The sequence below is a fragment of the Microbacterium sp. zg-YB36 genome (assembly GCF_024623575.2).
Lineage (GTDB): Bacteria > Actinomycetota > Actinomycetes > Actinomycetales > Microbacteriaceae > Microbacterium.
This window is the reverse complement of sequence record NZ_JANJFD020000012.1, coordinates 146,335-160,856: the sequence shown is the minus strand read 5'-3', so window position 1 is coordinate 160,856 and position 14,522 is coordinate 146,335. Positions and strand designations below refer to the sequence as shown.

17 protein-coding genes and 1 pseudogene are annotated in these 14,522 nt (G+C 68.5%); 14 read left to right on the top strand and 4 right to left on the bottom strand.

The genetic code is table 11. The features are described from left to right. Positions 1–190: pseudogene (locus NQ151_RS15750) on the top strand (HNH endonuclease signature motif containing protein); the annotation flags it as partial. A gap of 34 nt (positions 191–224) precedes the next feature. Here the strand turns inward: NQ151_RS15750 and epsC are convergent. The 3 genes from epsC to cysK (NQ151_RS15735) form a co-directional block, all read right to left on the bottom strand. After that, positions 225–818: a serine O-acetyltransferase EpsC gene (gene epsC, locus NQ151_RS15745; protein WP_257528667.1), complete on the bottom strand. Its 594-nt coding sequence runs from the start codon at positions 816–818 to the stop codon at positions 225–227. Continuing rightward, positions 815–1,768: a cysteine synthase A gene (gene cysK, locus NQ151_RS15740; RefSeq protein WP_257528666.1), complete on the bottom strand. Its 954-nt coding sequence runs from the start codon at positions 1,766–1,768 to the stop codon at positions 815–817. Before cysK (NQ151_RS15740) ends, epsC begins: the two co-directional genes overlap by 4 nt. 62 nt (positions 1,769–1,830) lie before the next feature. Further along, on the bottom strand, positions 1,831–2,769 hold the full coding sequence (cysK, locus tag NQ151_RS15735) for a cysteine synthase A (protein ID WP_257509480.1): 939 nt from the start codon (positions 2,767–2,769) through the stop codon (positions 1,831–1,833). A gap of 148 nt (positions 2,770–2,917) precedes the next feature. On the opposite strand from cysK (NQ151_RS15735), the gene prmC reads away from it, so the two are divergent. The 13 genes from prmC (at position 2,918) to NQ151_RS15670 (ending at position 13,960) form a co-directional block, all read left to right on the top strand. Then, a complete protein-coding gene (gene prmC, locus NQ151_RS15730; RefSeq protein WP_257528665.1) occupies positions 2,918–3,805 on the top strand; it encodes a peptide chain release factor N(5)-glutamine methyltransferase in 888 nt (295 codons plus the stop codon). Positions 3,806–3,843: 38 nt separating this feature from the next. Continuing rightward, positions 3,844–4,554: an L-threonylcarbamoyladenylate synthase gene (locus NQ151_RS15725; protein ID WP_257509482.1), complete on the top strand. Its 711-nt coding sequence runs from the start codon at positions 3,844–3,846 to the stop codon at positions 4,552–4,554. Continuing rightward, entirely contained in the window at positions 4,551–5,705 is a 1,155-nt protein-coding gene (locus tag NQ151_RS15720) for an MraY family glycosyltransferase (RefSeq protein ID WP_257509483.1), read from the top strand. Before NQ151_RS15725 ends, NQ151_RS15720 begins: the two co-directional genes overlap by 4 nt. Continuing rightward, complete coding sequence (locus NQ151_RS15715; protein WP_257509484.1) at positions 5,702–6,190, top strand: Cg1360 family ATP-synthase-associated protein; 489 nt, start codon at positions 5,702–5,704, stop codon at positions 6,188–6,190. Before NQ151_RS15720 ends, NQ151_RS15715 begins: the two co-directional genes overlap by 4 nt. Positions 6,191–6,315: 125 nt before the next feature. Then, the gene (gene atpB, locus NQ151_RS15710) at positions 6,316–7,122 is read left to right on the top strand and encodes a F0F1 ATP synthase subunit A (RefSeq protein WP_257509539.1); all 807 of its coding nucleotides are present in this window, start codon (positions 6,316–6,318) and stop codon (positions 7,120–7,122) included. A 43-nt stretch (positions 7,123–7,165) separates the two neighbouring features. Further along, on the top strand, positions 7,166–7,402 hold the full coding sequence (atpE, locus tag NQ151_RS15705; RefSeq protein WP_019181238.1) for an ATP synthase F0 subunit C: 237 nt from the start codon (positions 7,166–7,168) through the stop codon (positions 7,400–7,402). Between the two features lie 28 nt (positions 7,403–7,430). Beyond that, positions 7,431–7,982, top strand: a complete 552-nt coding sequence (locus NQ151_RS15700; RefSeq protein WP_257509485.1) for a F0F1 ATP synthase subunit B — start codon at positions 7,431–7,433, stop codon at positions 7,980–7,982. Then, the gene (locus NQ151_RS15695) at positions 7,982–8,773 is read left to right on the top strand and encodes a F0F1 ATP synthase subunit delta (protein ID WP_257528664.1); all 792 of its coding nucleotides are present in this window, start codon (positions 7,982–7,984) and stop codon (positions 8,771–8,773) included. Before NQ151_RS15700 ends, NQ151_RS15695 begins: the two co-directional genes overlap by 1 nt. 63 nt (positions 8,774–8,836) lie before the next feature. Continuing rightward, positions 8,837–10,477, top strand: coding sequence for a F0F1 ATP synthase subunit alpha (gene atpA, locus NQ151_RS15690; RefSeq protein ID WP_257509487.1), 1,641 nt, complete (start codon positions 8,837–8,839; stop codon positions 10,475–10,477). Between the two features lie 20 nt (positions 10,478–10,497). Continuing rightward, the gene (locus tag NQ151_RS15685) at positions 10,498–11,400 is read left to right on the top strand and encodes a F0F1 ATP synthase subunit gamma (protein ID WP_257509488.1); all 903 of its coding nucleotides are present in this window, start codon (positions 10,498–10,500) and stop codon (positions 11,398–11,400) included. Positions 11,401–11,420: 20 nt separating this feature from the next. Further along, on the top strand, positions 11,421–12,866 hold the full coding sequence (gene atpD, locus NQ151_RS15680) for a F0F1 ATP synthase subunit beta (RefSeq protein WP_257509489.1): 1,446 nt from the start codon (positions 11,421–11,423) through the stop codon (positions 12,864–12,866). 1 nt (position 12,867) lies between these two features. Next, entirely contained in the window at positions 12,868–13,128 is a 261-nt protein-coding gene (locus NQ151_RS15675; protein ID WP_257509490.1) for a F0F1 ATP synthase subunit epsilon, read from the top strand. 79 nt (positions 13,129–13,207) lie between these two features. Further along, the gene (locus NQ151_RS15670) at positions 13,208–13,960 is read left to right on the top strand and encodes a YaaA family protein (protein ID WP_257528663.1); all 753 of its coding nucleotides are present in this window, start codon (positions 13,208–13,210) and stop codon (positions 13,958–13,960) included. Here NQ151_RS15670 and NQ151_RS15665 read toward each other — a convergent pair. Continuing rightward, the gene (locus NQ151_RS15665; RefSeq protein ID WP_257528662.1) at positions 13,957–14,454 is read right to left on the bottom strand and encodes a DUF4282 domain-containing protein; all 498 of its coding nucleotides are present in this window, start codon (positions 14,452–14,454) and stop codon (positions 13,957–13,959) included. The two genes, NQ151_RS15670 and NQ151_RS15665, sit on opposite strands and share 4 nt — an antisense overlap. Positions 14,455–14,522: the final 68 nt, after the last annotated feature.

The window sequence follows — 14,522 nt, the reverse complement described above, 5'->3', positions numbered from 1 at the left end:
CACCAATCTGGCAAACCTGTGCCCGGGTCGACATCACCCGGTCAAGCACGGCACCGCGTGGAGCGTGGTGCAGAAAGCCGACGGCATCCTGGAGTGGACCAGCCCCACCGGCCGGGTCTACACCGACGTCCCCCGACGGGTGCTGGAATTCATGGCCCTCGCCGCCATCGAAGAACCCGCACCGTTCTGACAGGTGTCAGCCGGCGGCCCGCGCCGGGACGAAGCTAGATGATGTACTCCGGCGCGGTCAGCGACGCGCGGGTCTCCTCGCCGGTGGCACGCTGACGCGCCTTCGCGGGTACCCCCACCAGCACGCTGTCGCCCGGGGCGTCCTTCGTGACGACGGCATTCGCACCGATCGTCGTGCCGGCGCCGATGCGGATGGGGCCGAGCACCTGGGCGCCCGCGCCGACGACCACGCGGTCCTCGAGGGTAGGATGCCGCTTGCCGCCGCTGCGGGTTCGCCCGCCGAGGGTGACCCCGTGGTACAGCATGACGTCGTCGCCGACCTCGGCGGTCTCACCGATGACCACGCCCATGCCGTGGTCGATGAAGAAGCGGCGCCCGATGACGGCGCCGGGGTGGATCTCGACGCCGGTGAGCCAGCGCGAGACCTGCGAAATGGCGCGGGCGGGGAAGCGTGCCCCCCGCACCCAGAGGGCATGGGCGACGCGGTACGACCACACCGCGTGCAGGCCGGGGTAGAGCAGGGCGATCTCCACGCCGCCGCGCGCGGCGGGATCGCGCAGCTTCGCTGCCGCCACGTCCTCCCGGGCGCGCGAGAAGAGGGTTGCGGCACCACGCAGCACACCGCTCACGCGCGGGGCTCCTCGTCCTCGCGCAGGTGCGCGTACAGGGCCGTGGAAAGGTAGCGCTCACCGGCATCCGGCACGATCACCACGATGCGCTTCCCGGCCGCCTCGGGGCGGGCGGCGATCTGCAGTGCCGCCCATACCGCGGCGCCTGCCGACATGCCGCCGAGGATGCCCTCGTCGGTGGCGAGCGAGCGGGCGGTGCGGATGGCGTCGTCGAACTCGACGTCGAAGATCTCGTCGACCACCGAGCGGTCCAGCACGTCCGGCACGAAGTTCGGTCCGATGCCCTGAATGCGGTGGCCGCCTGCGCGACCCTCGCTGAGCACGGGGGAGTCCTTCGGCTCCACGAGCACCACCTGCACGTCGGGGTTGCGCTCCTTCAGCACCTGGCCGACACCGGTGATGGTGCCGCCGGTTCCCGAACCGGCGACGAACCAGTCGACCTGGCCGTCGGTGTCACGCCAGATCTCCTCCGCCGTCGTGCGACGGTGGATCGCCGGGTTCGCCTCGTGCTCGAACTGCCGGGCCAGGATCGCCCCCGGCGTCTCGGCCGCGATGCGCCGTGCGGTCTCGACCGCCTCGGTCATGCCCTTGTGCGGGTCGGTGAGCACGAGCTCGGCGCCGTATGCCTTCAGCAGCAGGCGCCGCTCCTTCGACATCGAGGCGGGCATCGTGAGGATCACCCGGTAACCGCGGGCGGCGCCGATGAGAGCCAGCGAGATGCCGGTGTTGCCGCTGGTGGACTCCACGATCGTGCCGCCCGGCTGCAGTTCACCCGACTCCTCGGCCGCCTCGACAAGGGCGTAGCCGAGCCGGTCCTTCACGCTCGAACCCGGGTTGTAGAACTCGAGCTTGGCGAGCACCTCCGCGGCGAGCCCCGCCGTGAGCGCGTTGAGACGCACGAGCGGGGTCTGGCCGAAGGCGGTGGTGATGTCGGGATGGATGCCGGGCACGCGTATCTGCTTTCTTGGGGGGTGAAAGGCGCGGGCGGCGTGGACCGCCCGCGCCTGGCCGGTCACTCTTCGCGCAGGTGCTCGTACAGCGGCGTCGAAAGGTACCGCTCGCCGAACGACGGGATGATCACGACGATGTTCTTGCCGGCCGCCTCGGGGCGCGCGGCGACCTGCAGGGCGGCCCACAGTGCCGCACCCGACGAGATGCCGGCGAGGATGCCGTCCTTCACGGCGACCTCGCGCGCCGTGGCGATGGCGTCGGGGAACTCCACATCGATGACCTCGTCGATGACGCCGCGGTCGAGGATCGCCGGGATGAAGTTGGGGCCGATGCCCTGGATCTTGTGCGGGCCGGGGGTGCCCTTGGTCAGCAGCGGCGAGTCGGCCGGCTCCACAGCGACGACCGTCGCCGTGGGCACTCGCTCCTTCAGCACCTGGCCGACGCCGGTGATGGTGCCGCCGGTACCGATGCCGGCGACGAAGTAGTCGACCTTGCCGTCGGTGTCGCGCAGGATCTCCTCCGCGGTGGTCTTGCGGTGGATCTCGACGTTCGCCTGGTTCTCGAACTGCCGGGCCAGGATTGCGCCGGGGGTCTGTGCGACCAGCTCCTCGGCCTTCGCGATCGCGCCCTTCATGCCGCCGGCGGGGTCGGTGAGGACCACCTCGGCGCCGTAGGCCTTCAGCAGCAGCCGGCGCTCGATCGACATCGACGACGGCATCGCCAGGACGACCTTGTAGCCGCGGGCAGCGCCGACCATCGCCAGTGCGATGCCGGTGTTGCCGCTGGTGGCCTCGACGATGGTGCCGCCGGGAGGCAGCTCACCGGAGGCCTCGGCGGCGTCGACGATGGCGACACCCAGGCGGTCCTTGACGCTGGAGGCGGGGTTGTAGAACTCGAGTTTGGCGAGCACCGTACCGGGGAGACCCTCGGTGATGCGGTTGAGCTTCACGAGGGGAGTGTTGCCGAATGCGCTCGTGATGTCGGGATGGATGCCGGACATGGTCTGCCTTTCGTGCGGGTCGGAGGACCTCCCGGCTACGCGGGAGATCGTCGCCCCAGCCTATGTCGCCACCGTTGCGGGGTGGCTTTTGTGACGACCTTTGCAGGCGTGCACCCAGCATGCCGGGCGTCTAGGCTGGAGCCCGCTCATGCCCGATTCCCGCCCTGCATCCCAAGCCCGCAGCGTCACCGAGACGCTGCGCGCCGCCACCGCCCTCCTCCAGCGCGCGGGGGTGGCCTCCGCCGACGTCGACGCGGAGCTGCTGCTGGCGCACGTGCTCGACCTCCGACGCGGCGAACTTCACGCCGCTGCGGTGCGCGGGGACGTCGTGACGGATGCCGCTGCATCCGTCTTCGCCGACCTGCTCGCCCGCCGCGCCGCGCGTGAGCCGCTGCAGCACCTGACCGGCCTCGCCCCCTTCCGTCACCTCGAACTGCGGGTCGGACCAGGCGTGTTCGTGCCTCGCCCGGAGACCGAGACCGTCGCGCAGATCGCAATCGACGCGCTCACTGCCGCGGCCGCGGCAGAACCGGTCGCCGTGGACCTCGGCACCGGCAGCGGGGCGCTCGCGCTGGCGATGGCGACCGAGGTGCCCCACGCGCGGGTGTACGCGGCGGAGAACTCCCTCGACGCATTCGTGTGGGCCAAGGAGAACTTCCGCGTCGTGGGCGCGGCGAACGCCCACATCGCGTTCGCCGACCTGGCCGACGCGTTCCCCGAACTCGACGGCACCGTGTCGGTCGTCGTCTCCAACCCGCCCTATGTGCCCGACGCGGCGATCCCGCGCGATCCGGAGGTGCGTGACTGGGATCCGCCGGCAGCGCTGTACGGGGGAGCGGACGGGCTGGATGTCGTACGCGTCATCAGCGGCGTCGCGGCTCGGCTGCTTCATCCGGGCGGAACCCTCGTGCTCGAGCACGGCGAGTGGCAGGGTGAACCCATCCGCGAACTGCTGACCGCAGACGGGTGGCGGGCGGCGGCGACCCATCGGGACCTGACGCTGCGCGACCGCGCGACCACCGCCGTGCGGGCGTAGCCGGGACCTTCCGCCGGCGCCGGTACACTGGTTCGGTCATGTCCCCTGTTTTCGACAGTCGCGACGATGCCCAGCTGCTGCCCGGACTGCGCCAGGCACGCCAGGCGATCGCTCGCGGTCAGCTCATCGTGCTGCCCACCGACACGGTGTACGGCGTCGCTGCCGACGCCTTCAGCCCGGCCGCCGTCGCGCGGCTGCTGGCGGCGAAGGGCCGCGGCCGCCAGTCGCCGCCACCCGTGCTGGTCCCGGGATTGTCCACCCTGCGTGCCCTCGCGGCGGAGGTCCCGGAGGCGGTGGAACGACTCGTCGAGGAGTTCTGGCCCGGCGGACTGACGATCGTGCTTCCCGCCCAGCCATCCCTGTCGTGGGACCTCGGCGACACATTCGGCACGGTGGCCGTTCGGATGCCGGCGGACCGCATTGCGCTGGAGATGCTCGAGGAGTGCGGCCCGCTTGCGGTGTCCAGCGCCAACCTGACCGGCAAGGCGGCCGCCGTCGCGATCGACGAGGCCATCGACATGCTCGGCGACAGCGTCGCGGTGTATCTGGATGCCGGCACGCGTGAGAACGGCATCCCCTCGACCATCGTCGATGCGACGGGGCTCGTAGGGGAGGGTGAGCCGGTCGTGCGGGTGCTGCGCGAAGGCGTCATCGACCGTGCGCGACTTCGCGCGGTGCTCGGCGACCTGCTGGAAGCGGACCCCGACGAGGCGAACGACCCCGGCGCGGCGGTCGGCGGCACGGCGTGAAGCAGTACATCTTCATCATCATCCTCACCGCGGCTCTCGCATTCGTCTTCACCTGGGCGGTGTGGCGGCTGAGTCTGCGGTTCAAGCTGTATCCCGGCATCCGCGAGCGTGATGTGCACAAGACGCCGACCCCGCGCTTGGGTGGCATCGCGATGTTCCTCGCGATCGTCGTGGCGTTCGCCGTCTCGTCGTTTCACCCGGACCCCCGATTCGCGAGCTTCTGGTCCGATCCCGCGCCGTGGGCGGTGCTCGCCGCGACGACGCTCATCGTGATCGTCGGTGTCGCCGACGACCTGTGGGACCTTGATTGGACCATCAAGCTCGGGGCGCAGTTCCTCGCCGCCGGCATCGTCGCCTGGTTCGGGGAGCTGCAGATCTACACGCTGCCGATCGGCGGCATCACCGGGTTCTCCTCCACCGTCAGCTTCGTGCTCACGATCTTCTCCATCGTGATCGTCATGAACGCGGTCAACTTCATCGACGGACTCGACGGGCTCGTCGCCGGCGTCGCCCTCATCGCCAACGCCGTCTTCTTCGCCTACGCCTACCTGCTCATGCGCGACACCGGCCAGGCGACCTACTTCACGATGGCATCCTTCATCGCGGCGGTGCTCATCGGCGCGTGCATCGGCTTCCTGCCGCTGAACTGGAGTCCGGCGAAGCTGTTCATGGGGGACTCGGGCGCCCTCATGATCGGTCTGCTCATGGCGTGCTCGGCCGTGTCGATCACCGGATCGCTGGACCCCGCGCTGCTGACCGACCCCGACCAGTTCGGCAGGTCGCAGCTGCTGGGTGCGTTCATCCCGATCCTGCTGCCGGTGGTGGTGGTCATGCTGCCGCTGCTCGATTTCGGCATGGCGGTGCTCCGCCGGATGCGCGCTGGAAAGTCCCCGTTCTCACCCGACCGCAAACACCTGCACCACCGCATGCTCGACATGGGCCATTCCGACCGTGACGCCGTCGTCATCTTCTATGCATGGACCGCGGTGGTGAGCCTTTCCGTGCTGCTGATGTACATCGGCACCACCGCGGATTGGCCCGGCCAGTACCTGCCCGGTGTCGTCTTCGGTCTCATCGGCGGCGCTGCCTGCCTCGTCGTCACCCTCACCCCCGCCCGCCGCGTCTCACGCGCGATTCAGGAGTCACCATGACCCCCAGCCCGGTATCCAGCACCCCGCTCCTGCGCACCACCCTGGTGTGGTCCGCGGCCGTCACGGGGGTTCTCGCCGTCATCGGTGCCTTCATCGGCTACGCCGTGGGTGGCGCCGAGGGACTGTGGAGCGCTCTGGGCGGTATCGTCCTGGCGTTCGTCTTCCTCGGCATCACCGGAGCGAGCATCCTCATCGCCAACCGCTGGTACGGCGACGCCCTCTACGTGCCGATCTTCTTCGCCATCGTGCTCGGCGGGTGGATCGTGAAGTTCGGCGTGTTCATCGTGGTGCTGCTGGTGCTGCGGGGCCAGCCGTGGCTGAATCCGACCGTCTTCTTCGTCGCGCTCATCGTCGGAATCATCGCGTCGCTGATCATCGACGTCATCGTGATGCTGCGCATGCGGATCCCGCACGCGAGCGACGTCAGGCTGCCGAATGCCGGTGAGATCGACGACCCGGCCGACGGACCCGCCGAGCGGATTTGAGTCCGCCCTAAGTTTGATAGTGTTGACAAGCGCCCGCCCCGCCCCTCACGGAGTTCTTGCGGAGTGACGCTCATCGACCATCGTCGCACCGGCCCTGTGCCGGCGCCCCGAAGCTGGAGCCCGCGCTGTTCATTCACGCTGCGACACTGATCGCCCCCACCGCTGACGAAGGCGGATTCCACGGACCCTCGATCGACGAGTTCTTCCCGGATGCCGTCTTCCAGTTCGGTGACCTCGTCATCAACCGGATCCACCTGATCCAGTTCCTCGCCACCATCGCGATCGTCCTGATCCTCTGGCTCGGCACCCGTCGCATGACAGTGGTCCCCGGACGGTTCCAGAGCATCGTCGAGATGGGCCTGGACTTCGTTCGCGTCAACATCGCCGAAGACCTGCTGGGCAAGAAGGACGGCCAGCGGTTCCTGCCGATCCTGACCACCATCTTCTTCATGGTGCTGTTCATGAACATCACGGGAATCATCCCGTTCCTGAACATCGCCGGCACCGCCATCGTCGCTGTCCCGATGCTGCTGGCCGTGGTCAGCTACGTGACCTTCATCTACGCCGGCATCAAGAAGAGCCCGAAGAACTTCTTCAAGAACGCCCTCTTCCCCTCCGGCGTGCCGTGGCCGATCTACATCATCGTCACGCCCATCGAGCTGATCTCGACCTTCATCATCCGGCCGGTCACGCTCACGCTCCGACTCCTCATGAACATGATGGTCGGGCACCTGCTGCTGGTGCTGTTCTTCGCAGCGACGCAGTTCTTCCTGCTCGACATGGGTGGCTGGTGGTCGGCACTGGCAGCGGGTTCGCTCGCCTTCGGCTTCGTCTTCACCCTGTTCGAGATCCTGGTGGCTGTCCTCCAGGCCTACGTCTTCGCCCTCCTGACCGCTGTCTACATTCAGCTTGCGGTCGCGGAAGAGCACTAAGCGGGTCGGCTGAGCGCCGCCCATAACCGAAAGGAAAACCCCCGTGGACGCAACTACGGTTCTCGCTGAGCTGAGCGGCAACGTCGCGACGATGGGCTACGGCCTCGCCGCTATCGGTCCCGCCATCGGCGTCGGCATCGTCGTCGGCAAGACGATCGAGGGTGTCGCCCGTCAGCCCGAGCTCGCAGGTCGCCTGCAGGTCCTGATGTGGATCGGTATCGCCTTCACCGAGGCGCTGGCCTTCATCGGCATCGCGACCTACTTCATCTTCACCTCCTGATCGCCCCCACCAGACCTAAGGAGACAGGATGCTGAATGCTCTTGTCGCGTACGCCGCGGAAGAGGGCGCTGCGCCCAACCCTCTCATTCCCGCGTGGTACGACATCATCTGGTCGGCCGTCTGCTTCGTCGTCATCCTCTTCGTCGTGTGGAAGGTCGCCCTTCCCAAGATGAAGACGCTGCTCGATGAGCGTGCTGCCGCGATCGAGGGAAACATCGCCCGTGCGGACGAGGCCCAGCGCAAGGCGGAGGCTGCTCTCGAGCAGTACACCGCTCAGCTGGCCGCGGCCCGCAAGGAAGCCGGCGAGATCCGCGACGCCGCCCGCGAGGACGGCAAGAAGATCGTCGCCGAAGCGAAGGATGCCGCCTCCTCGGAGGCAGCACGGCTGACCGCCGCCGCGCACTCGCAGATCGAGGCAGAGCGCCAGACGGCTCTGGTTTCGCTCCGCAACGAGGTGGGCACTCTCGCCCTCGACCTCGCTGGCGGTGTGATCGGCGAAACGCTGTCCGACGACGCGAAGGCTCAGGCTGTCGTTGACCGCTTCCTGGCCGACCTCGAATCCTCTGAGGCGTCCAAGTAATGGGCAGCGCGACCACTCAGGCCCTCGCGGCGACGACGTCGGCGCTCAGCGCCGCGTCGGCGGTCGACCTGGGCGTGGCCCGCGAGCTGTTCGTCGCGGCGCGCACGCTCGGCGACTCGTCGCAGCTGAGCGGCGCGCTGGCGGACTCCTCCGCGGCACCCGCCGCGCGGGCGAACGTCGTCTCGCACGTGTTCGGGTCGTCGTTCCAGCCCACCACGGTGTCGCTGCTGACCACGGCTGTCCAGCAGCGGTGGTCGTCGGCTTCGGATCTCGTCGACGGGATCGAGGAGCTCGGCATCCGAGCCGCCGCGATCGCGGAGCCGGGCACCGACATCGACGGTGAGCTGTTCGGGGTGTTGCGCACAGTCGCTGCGAACCCCGAACTGGAGCTCGCCCTGGGCAGTCGCCTCGGTGATGCATCGGCGAAGGGCGCGCTCATCGAGACCGTCCTCGCCGGGCACACCAGCGAAGCGACCACCCTCATCGTCTCCGCAGCTGCGCAGCAGCCGCGGGAACGTCGGGTGCGTCAGCTGCTCGGCCGGGCCATGCGCCTGGTGGCGCAGCAGCGGGGGCGCACGGTGGCCACGGTCATCGCGGCACGGCCGCTGGGCGCGGCCCAGACCGAACGACTTTCCGCTGCACTGGCGGGGCGCTACGGCACCGAGGTCTCGCTCAACGTCGTCATCGACCCTTCGGTCGTCGGCGGCGTGCGCATCGAGATCGCGGATGACGTCATCGACGCCAGCGTCGCCAGCCGACTGCACGACCTGCGCCAGAAGCTGGCCGGATAGAGCTTGCCGCTTTTCTAAGCGGAGATTTCGGGGCTGAACGGCCCCATGACACGAAGGAAGACCATGGCAGAACTCTCCATCAGCCCCGACGTCATCCGTGACGCGCTGAAGGACTTCGTCGCCGCGTACGAGCCCACCGGGGCCGCGGCGACCGAGGTCGGCACCGTCATCGACGCCGCCGACGGCATCGCCCACGTCGAGGGACTTCCCGGCGTCATGGCGAACGAGCTCGTCCGCTTCGGCGACGGCACGGCCGGCCTCGCGCTCAACCTCGACGAGCACGAGATCGGTGTCGTCGTCCTCGGCGACTTCTCCGGCATCGAGGCCGGTCAGCAGGTCACCCGTACCGGTGAGGTGCTCTCGGTGCCCGTCGGCGACGGCTACCTCGGCCGCGTCGTCGACCCGCTCGGCAACCCGATCGACGGCCTCGGCGCCGTCGCTGCGGAAGGCCGTCGCGCCCTCGAACTGCAGGCGCCCGGCGTCATGCAGCGCAAGAGCGTGCACGAGCCGATGCAGACGGGCATCAAGGCGATCGACGCCATGATCCCCGTCGGCCGCGGTCAGCGTCAGCTGATCATCGGTGACCGCCAGACCGGCAAGACGGCCATCGCGATCGACACGATCATCAACCAGAAGGCCAACTGGGAGTCCGGCGACGTCAACAAGCAGGTGCGCTGCATCTACGTCGCCATCGGCCAGAAGGGCTCCACGATCGCCTCTGTGAAGGGCGCGCTCGAGGATGCCGGAGCGATGGAGTACACCACCATCGTCGCCGCACCCGCGTCGGACCCCGCCGGCTTCAAGTACCTCGCCCCGTACACCGGCTCGGCCATCGGCCAGCACTGGATGTACGGCGGCAAGCACGTCCTGATCATCTTCGACGACCTGTCGAAGCAGGCTGAGGCCTACCGCGCCGTTTCGCTGCTGCTGCGCCGCCCGCCGGGCCGTGAGGCTTACCCGGGCGACGTGTTCTACCTGCACTCCCGTCTGCTCGAGCGTTGCGCGAAGCTCTCCGATGAGCTCGGTGCCGGCTCCATGACGGGCCTGCCGATCATCGAGACGAAGGCCAACGACGTGTCGGCCTACATCCCGACCAACGTGATCTCGATCACCGACGGCCAGATCTTCCTGCAGTCGGACCTGTTCAACGCGAACCAGCGTCCGGCCGTGGACGTGGGCATCTCGGTGTCCCGCGTCGGTGGTGATGCCCAGGTGAAGTCGATCAAGAAGGTCTCCGGCACGCTGAAGCTCGAGCTGGCGCAGTACCGCTCGCTCGAGGCGTTCGCGATGTTCGCGTCCGACCTCGACCCGGCTTCGCGTCGTCAGCTGGCCCGCGGTGCGCGCCTGACCGAGCTGCTCAAGCAGCCGCAGTACTCGCCCTACCCCGTCGAGGAGCAGGTCGTCTCGATCTGGGCCGGAACCAAGGGCAAGCTCGACTCCATCGAGGTCGAGGACGTGCTGCGGTTCGAGCGCGACCTGCTCGATTACCTCAAGCGCAACACGTCGATCCTCGACACCCTGCGCGAAACCAACGTCCTCGACGACGACACGGCGGCTGAGCTCGAAAAGCTCACCGACGCGTTCGTGCTCGAGTTCCAGTCCGGCAAGGGCCTGGCGATCGACCACCCGGGTCACGAGGAGTTCGCTGCTGCGGACGCCGAAGACGTGAACCAGGAGAAGATCGTCAAGGGTCGCCGGGGCTGACGACTCAGTAGGGATAGCCAATGGGCGCACAACTGCGGGTCTACAAGCAGAAGATCGGTTCTGCTCAGACGACCAAGAAGATCACGAAGGCGATGGAGCTCATCGCGGCTTCGCGCATCCAGAAGGCGATGGCGCGCGTGCGCGCGTCGGCGCCCTTCGCGCGAGCCGTCACGCGCGCCGTCTCCGCGGTCGCGACGCACTCCAACGTGCACCACCCCCTCACCACGGAGCGTCCGGTGATCCGCCGCTCGGCGGTGGTCATCTTCGCCTCCGACCGGGGCCTGGCCGGCGCCTTCAACTCCCAGATCCTGCGCGAAGGGCTCGAGCTCGCCGAGCTCCTGCGCTCGCAGGGCAAGGAAGTGTCGTACTTCCTCATCGGTCGCCGGGCGGTGGGCTACTTCCAGTTCCGCCGCATGGAGGCCGCAGGGGAGTGGACCGGTGACACCGACACTCCGCACTTCAACACCGCGGAACTGATCGCGGGCGCCCTGCTGGACGCCTACGACCGCGGCGGCGAAGACGGTGGCGTGGATGAGATCCACCTCGTATACAACCGTTTCGTCAGCATGATGACTCAGACCCCCGAGCGCGTGCGACTGCTCCCGCTCGAGGTCGTGGAGGCAGCCGAAGAAGCGGTGCCCTCCGGTCAGGTGTACCCCCTGTACGAATTCGAGCCGAGCCCGGAGGTCGTCCTGGACGCCCTCCTGCCGGTGTACGTCCAGAGCCGCGTCTTCAACGCCCTCCTGCAGTCGTCGGCGGCCAAGCACGCCGCGACGCAGAAGGCGATGAAGTCGGCCAGTGACAACGCCGACAAGCTCATCACCGACTACACCCGCCTGCGCAACAACGCGCGACAGGCAGAGATCACGCAGCAGATCGCCGAGATCGTCGGCGGCGCCGACGCTCTGGCGTCGGGCAAGTAATTCCACCGAAAGAGAAGACAATGACTCTCACCGCACCCGAGGCCACCACGGTCACCGGCCGCGTCGCGCGCGTCACCGGCCCGGTCGTGGACATCGAGTTCCCGCACGACTCGATTCCGCCGGTCTACAACATGCTGAAGACCACGATCACGATCGGCGACGAATCGAACGAGATCACGCTCGAGGTCGCTCAGCACCTCGGCGACGACCTGATTCGCGCCATCGCCCTCAAGCCCACCGACGGCCTCGTCCGCGGCCAGGAGGTGCGCGACACCGGCGGGCCCATCACGGTCCCCGTCGGCGACGTCACCAAGGGCAAGGTCTTCAACGTCACCGGTGACGTGCTCAACGGCGCACCCGGCGAGAAGATCGAGGTCACCGAGCGCTGGGGCATCCACCGCAAGGCGCCGAACTTCGACCAGCTCGAGTCGAAGACCACGATGTTCGAGACCGGCATCAAGGTCATCGACCTGCTCACCCCGTATGTGCTGGGTGGAAAGATCGGCCTGTTCGGCGGCGCCGGTGTCGGCAAGACCGTCCTCATCCAGGAGATGATCCAGCGCGTCGCGCAGGACCACGGCGGTGTGTCGGTGTTCGCCGGTGTCGGCGAGCGCACCCGTGAGGGCAACGACCTCATCCACGAGATGGAAGAAGCCGGCGTCTTCGAGAAGACCGCCCTCGTGTTCGGCCAGATGGACGAGCCGCCGGGGACGCGTCTGCGCGTGGCCCTGTCCGCGCTGACGATGGCGGAGTACTTCCGCGACGTGCAGAAGCAGGACGTGCTGTTGTTCATCGACAACATCTTCCGCTTCACGCAGGCAGGCTCCGAGGTGTCCACGCTGCTGGGCCGCATGCCCTCGGCCGTGGGCTACCAGCCGAACCTCGCCGACGAGATGGGTGTGCTCCAGGAGCGCATCACCTCCACGCGCGGTCACTCGATCACCTCGCTCCAGGCGATCTACGTCCCCGCCGACGACTACACCGACCCGGCCCCGGCGACGACCTTCGCCCACCTGGACGCGACGACCGAGCTGTCGCGTGAGATCGCGTCGAAGGGTCTGTACCCCGCCGTCGACCCGCTCACCTCGACCAGCCGCATCCTCGACCCCCGCTACATCGGGGACGAGCACTACCGCGTGGCCACGGCGGTCAAGCAGATCCTCCAGAAGAACAAGGAACTGCAGGAGATCATCGCGATCCTCGGTGTCGACGAGCTGTCGGAAGAGGACAAGGTGGTCGTCTCGCGCGCCCGCCGCATCCAGCAGTTCCTCTCGCAGAACACCTACATGGCCAAGAAGTTCACCGGCGTCGAGGGCTCCACGGTCCCGATCAAGGAGACCATCGAGTCGTTCGGCGCGATCGTCAAGGGCGACTTCGACCACGTGGCCGAGCAGGCCTTCTTCAACGTCGGCGGCATCTCCGACGTCGAAGAGAAGTGGGCGCAGATCCAGAAGGAGAACGGCTGACATGGCGCTGACCGTCAGTCTCGTCTCCGCTGAGGCGGAGGTCTGGGCAGGTGAGGCGAGCCTCGTCGTGGCCAAGACCGTCGAGGGTGAGATCGGCTTCATGACCGGCCACGAGCCTGTGCTCGCGATGCTGGCCGAAGGCCAGGTGCGCATCACGACCGTCGATGGCACCAAGATCGTCGTTGACGCGCGCGAGGGCTTCCTCTCGATGGAGGGCGACGACCTTTCCATCGTGGCCGGCCACGCCGCAATGGTCTCCTGACCGCTGTCACCGCACGAATGCACCGAATGAGCATGCTCTTCGGTGCATTCGTGCGTTCTCCCGCGGATCGGGCTGCCGCATGCTGATCCTGCTGCCACCCTCGGAGACCAAGCGGGCAGGCGGCGACGGTGCGCCGATGGAGGCCGCCACGCTCGCCCTGCCGCAGCTGGCATCCCAGCGCGCTGCGGTGGCCGATGCGCTCATCGCCCTGTCGGCCGACGAGGACACCGCGGCGCGCGTGCTCAAGCTCAGCGCGAGGCAGCGCGGCGAGGTGGCCGTCAACGCCGGCCTGTGCACCTCTGCGGCCATGCCCGCGATCGACCGTTACACCGGCGTGCTGTACGACGCGCTCGATGCGGCATCCCTCGACGGACCCGCCCGGCGCTGGCTGGGCGCACACGTGCTCATCCACTCGGCACCCTTCGGCCCGGTTTCCGCGCTGGACCCGATCCCCGCCTACCGGCTGGGTGCGCAGGCCTCGCTCCCCGGGCTGCCGGCGCTGCGGCGCGTGTGGGCGGTGCCGGTGTCGGCCGCGCTCGCGGATGCCGCGCCGTCGTTCGTGCTCGATCTGCGGTCCGAGGCCTACGTCGCGCTCGGTCCGGTGCCCGCCGGGGTCGACAGCGCGTACGTGCGTGTCGTGTCCGCCGGCGCCGACGGCACCGTGCGGGCGCTGAACCACTTCAACAAGCGTGCGAAGGGCGACCTCGTCCGCCGCCTCGCGCTGGACCGGCCGCGGATCGCCTCCCGCGCGGGTTTCCTGCGCTGGGCGCAGGACGCGGGACTTCGGACAGGAGCCGGCGGCGGCACCGGCGAGCTGGAGCTGTTCGCCTAACGCCCCAGGTGCTCCGCGGTGCGCTGGGTGTTCTCCGCGATCGCGATGAGTGCGACGACCGCCTCGATTGCGAACCGCAGCACGACGACGGCCAGGAACGCGGCGATCGGCACCACGATCAGCGTGGAGACGATCAGCGCCACGCCGCCGCCGACGTTGACGAACGGCGGCACGAGCATGCCGATGCCCAGGATCAGGCCGCTGAGGAAGTAGTACACGAAGCCGATCGCGATGGCGATCAGCCCCACCACGTAGAACGCGCTTGCGAGCCGGCGCGTGATGAACGTGCGGAACGAGATGTCGAACAGGGCGCGAAGGAAGCCGCGGCCCGCGTCGGCGGGGGCTGCGGCGGACGTCGGCACGCCGGTGTCGTCGGGGTCGGCTGCCGGGTCGTAGCCTGCCGTGCCGGTCGGCCTGGTGGATGCTTGAGCCGCCGCAGCGGCGGCGGGCTGGGTGGGGCGCGGGGGCACGGGTGGCAGTTCGGCGTCGCTCATCGGGCTCTCCTGGTTCGTCGGTGGCTGGCGCCAGGCTAGCGCGGCGTCGCATGGGGGGGCGCGCGCCT

Coding starts and splice junctions, on each gene's coding strand:
- NQ151_RS15700 (WP_257509485.1), top strand. CDS start 7,431: ATGCTGAATGCTCTTGTCGCGTACGCCGCGGAAGAGGGCGCTGCGCCC.
- NQ151_RS15715 (WP_257509484.1), top strand. CDS start 5,702: ATGACCCCCAGCCCGGTATCCAGCACCCCGCTCCTGCGCACCACCCTG.
- NQ151_RS15670 (WP_257528663.1), top strand. CDS start 13,208: ATGCTGATCCTGCTGCCACCCTCGGAGACCAAGCGGGCAGGCGGCGAC.
- atpD (WP_257509489.1), top strand. CDS start 11,421: ATGACTCTCACCGCACCCGAGGCCACCACGGTCACCGGCCGCGTCGCG.
- cysK (WP_257509480.1), bottom strand. CDS start 2,769: ATGTCCGGCATCCATCCCGACATCACGAGCGCATTCGGCAACACTCCC.
- NQ151_RS15685 (WP_257509488.1), top strand. CDS start 10,498: ATGGGCGCACAACTGCGGGTCTACAAGCAGAAGATCGGTTCTGCTCAG.
- NQ151_RS15675 (WP_257509490.1), top strand. CDS start 12,868: ATGGCGCTGACCGTCAGTCTCGTCTCCGCTGAGGCGGAGGTCTGGGCA.
- prmC (WP_257528665.1), top strand. CDS start 2,918: ATGCCCGATTCCCGCCCTGCATCCCAAGCCCGCAGCGTCACCGAGACG.
- NQ151_RS15665 (WP_257528662.1), bottom strand. CDS start 14,454: ATGAGCGACGCCGAACTGCCACCCGTGCCCCCGCGCCCCACCCAGCCC.
- NQ151_RS15725 (WP_257509482.1), top strand. CDS start 3,844: ATGTCCCCTGTTTTCGACAGTCGCGACGATGCCCAGCTGCTGCCCGGA.
- atpA (WP_257509487.1), top strand. CDS start 8,837: ATGGCAGAACTCTCCATCAGCCCCGACGTCATCCGTGACGCGCTGAAG.
- NQ151_RS15695 (WP_257528664.1), top strand. CDS start 7,982: ATGGGCAGCGCGACCACTCAGGCCCTCGCGGCGACGACGTCGGCGCTC.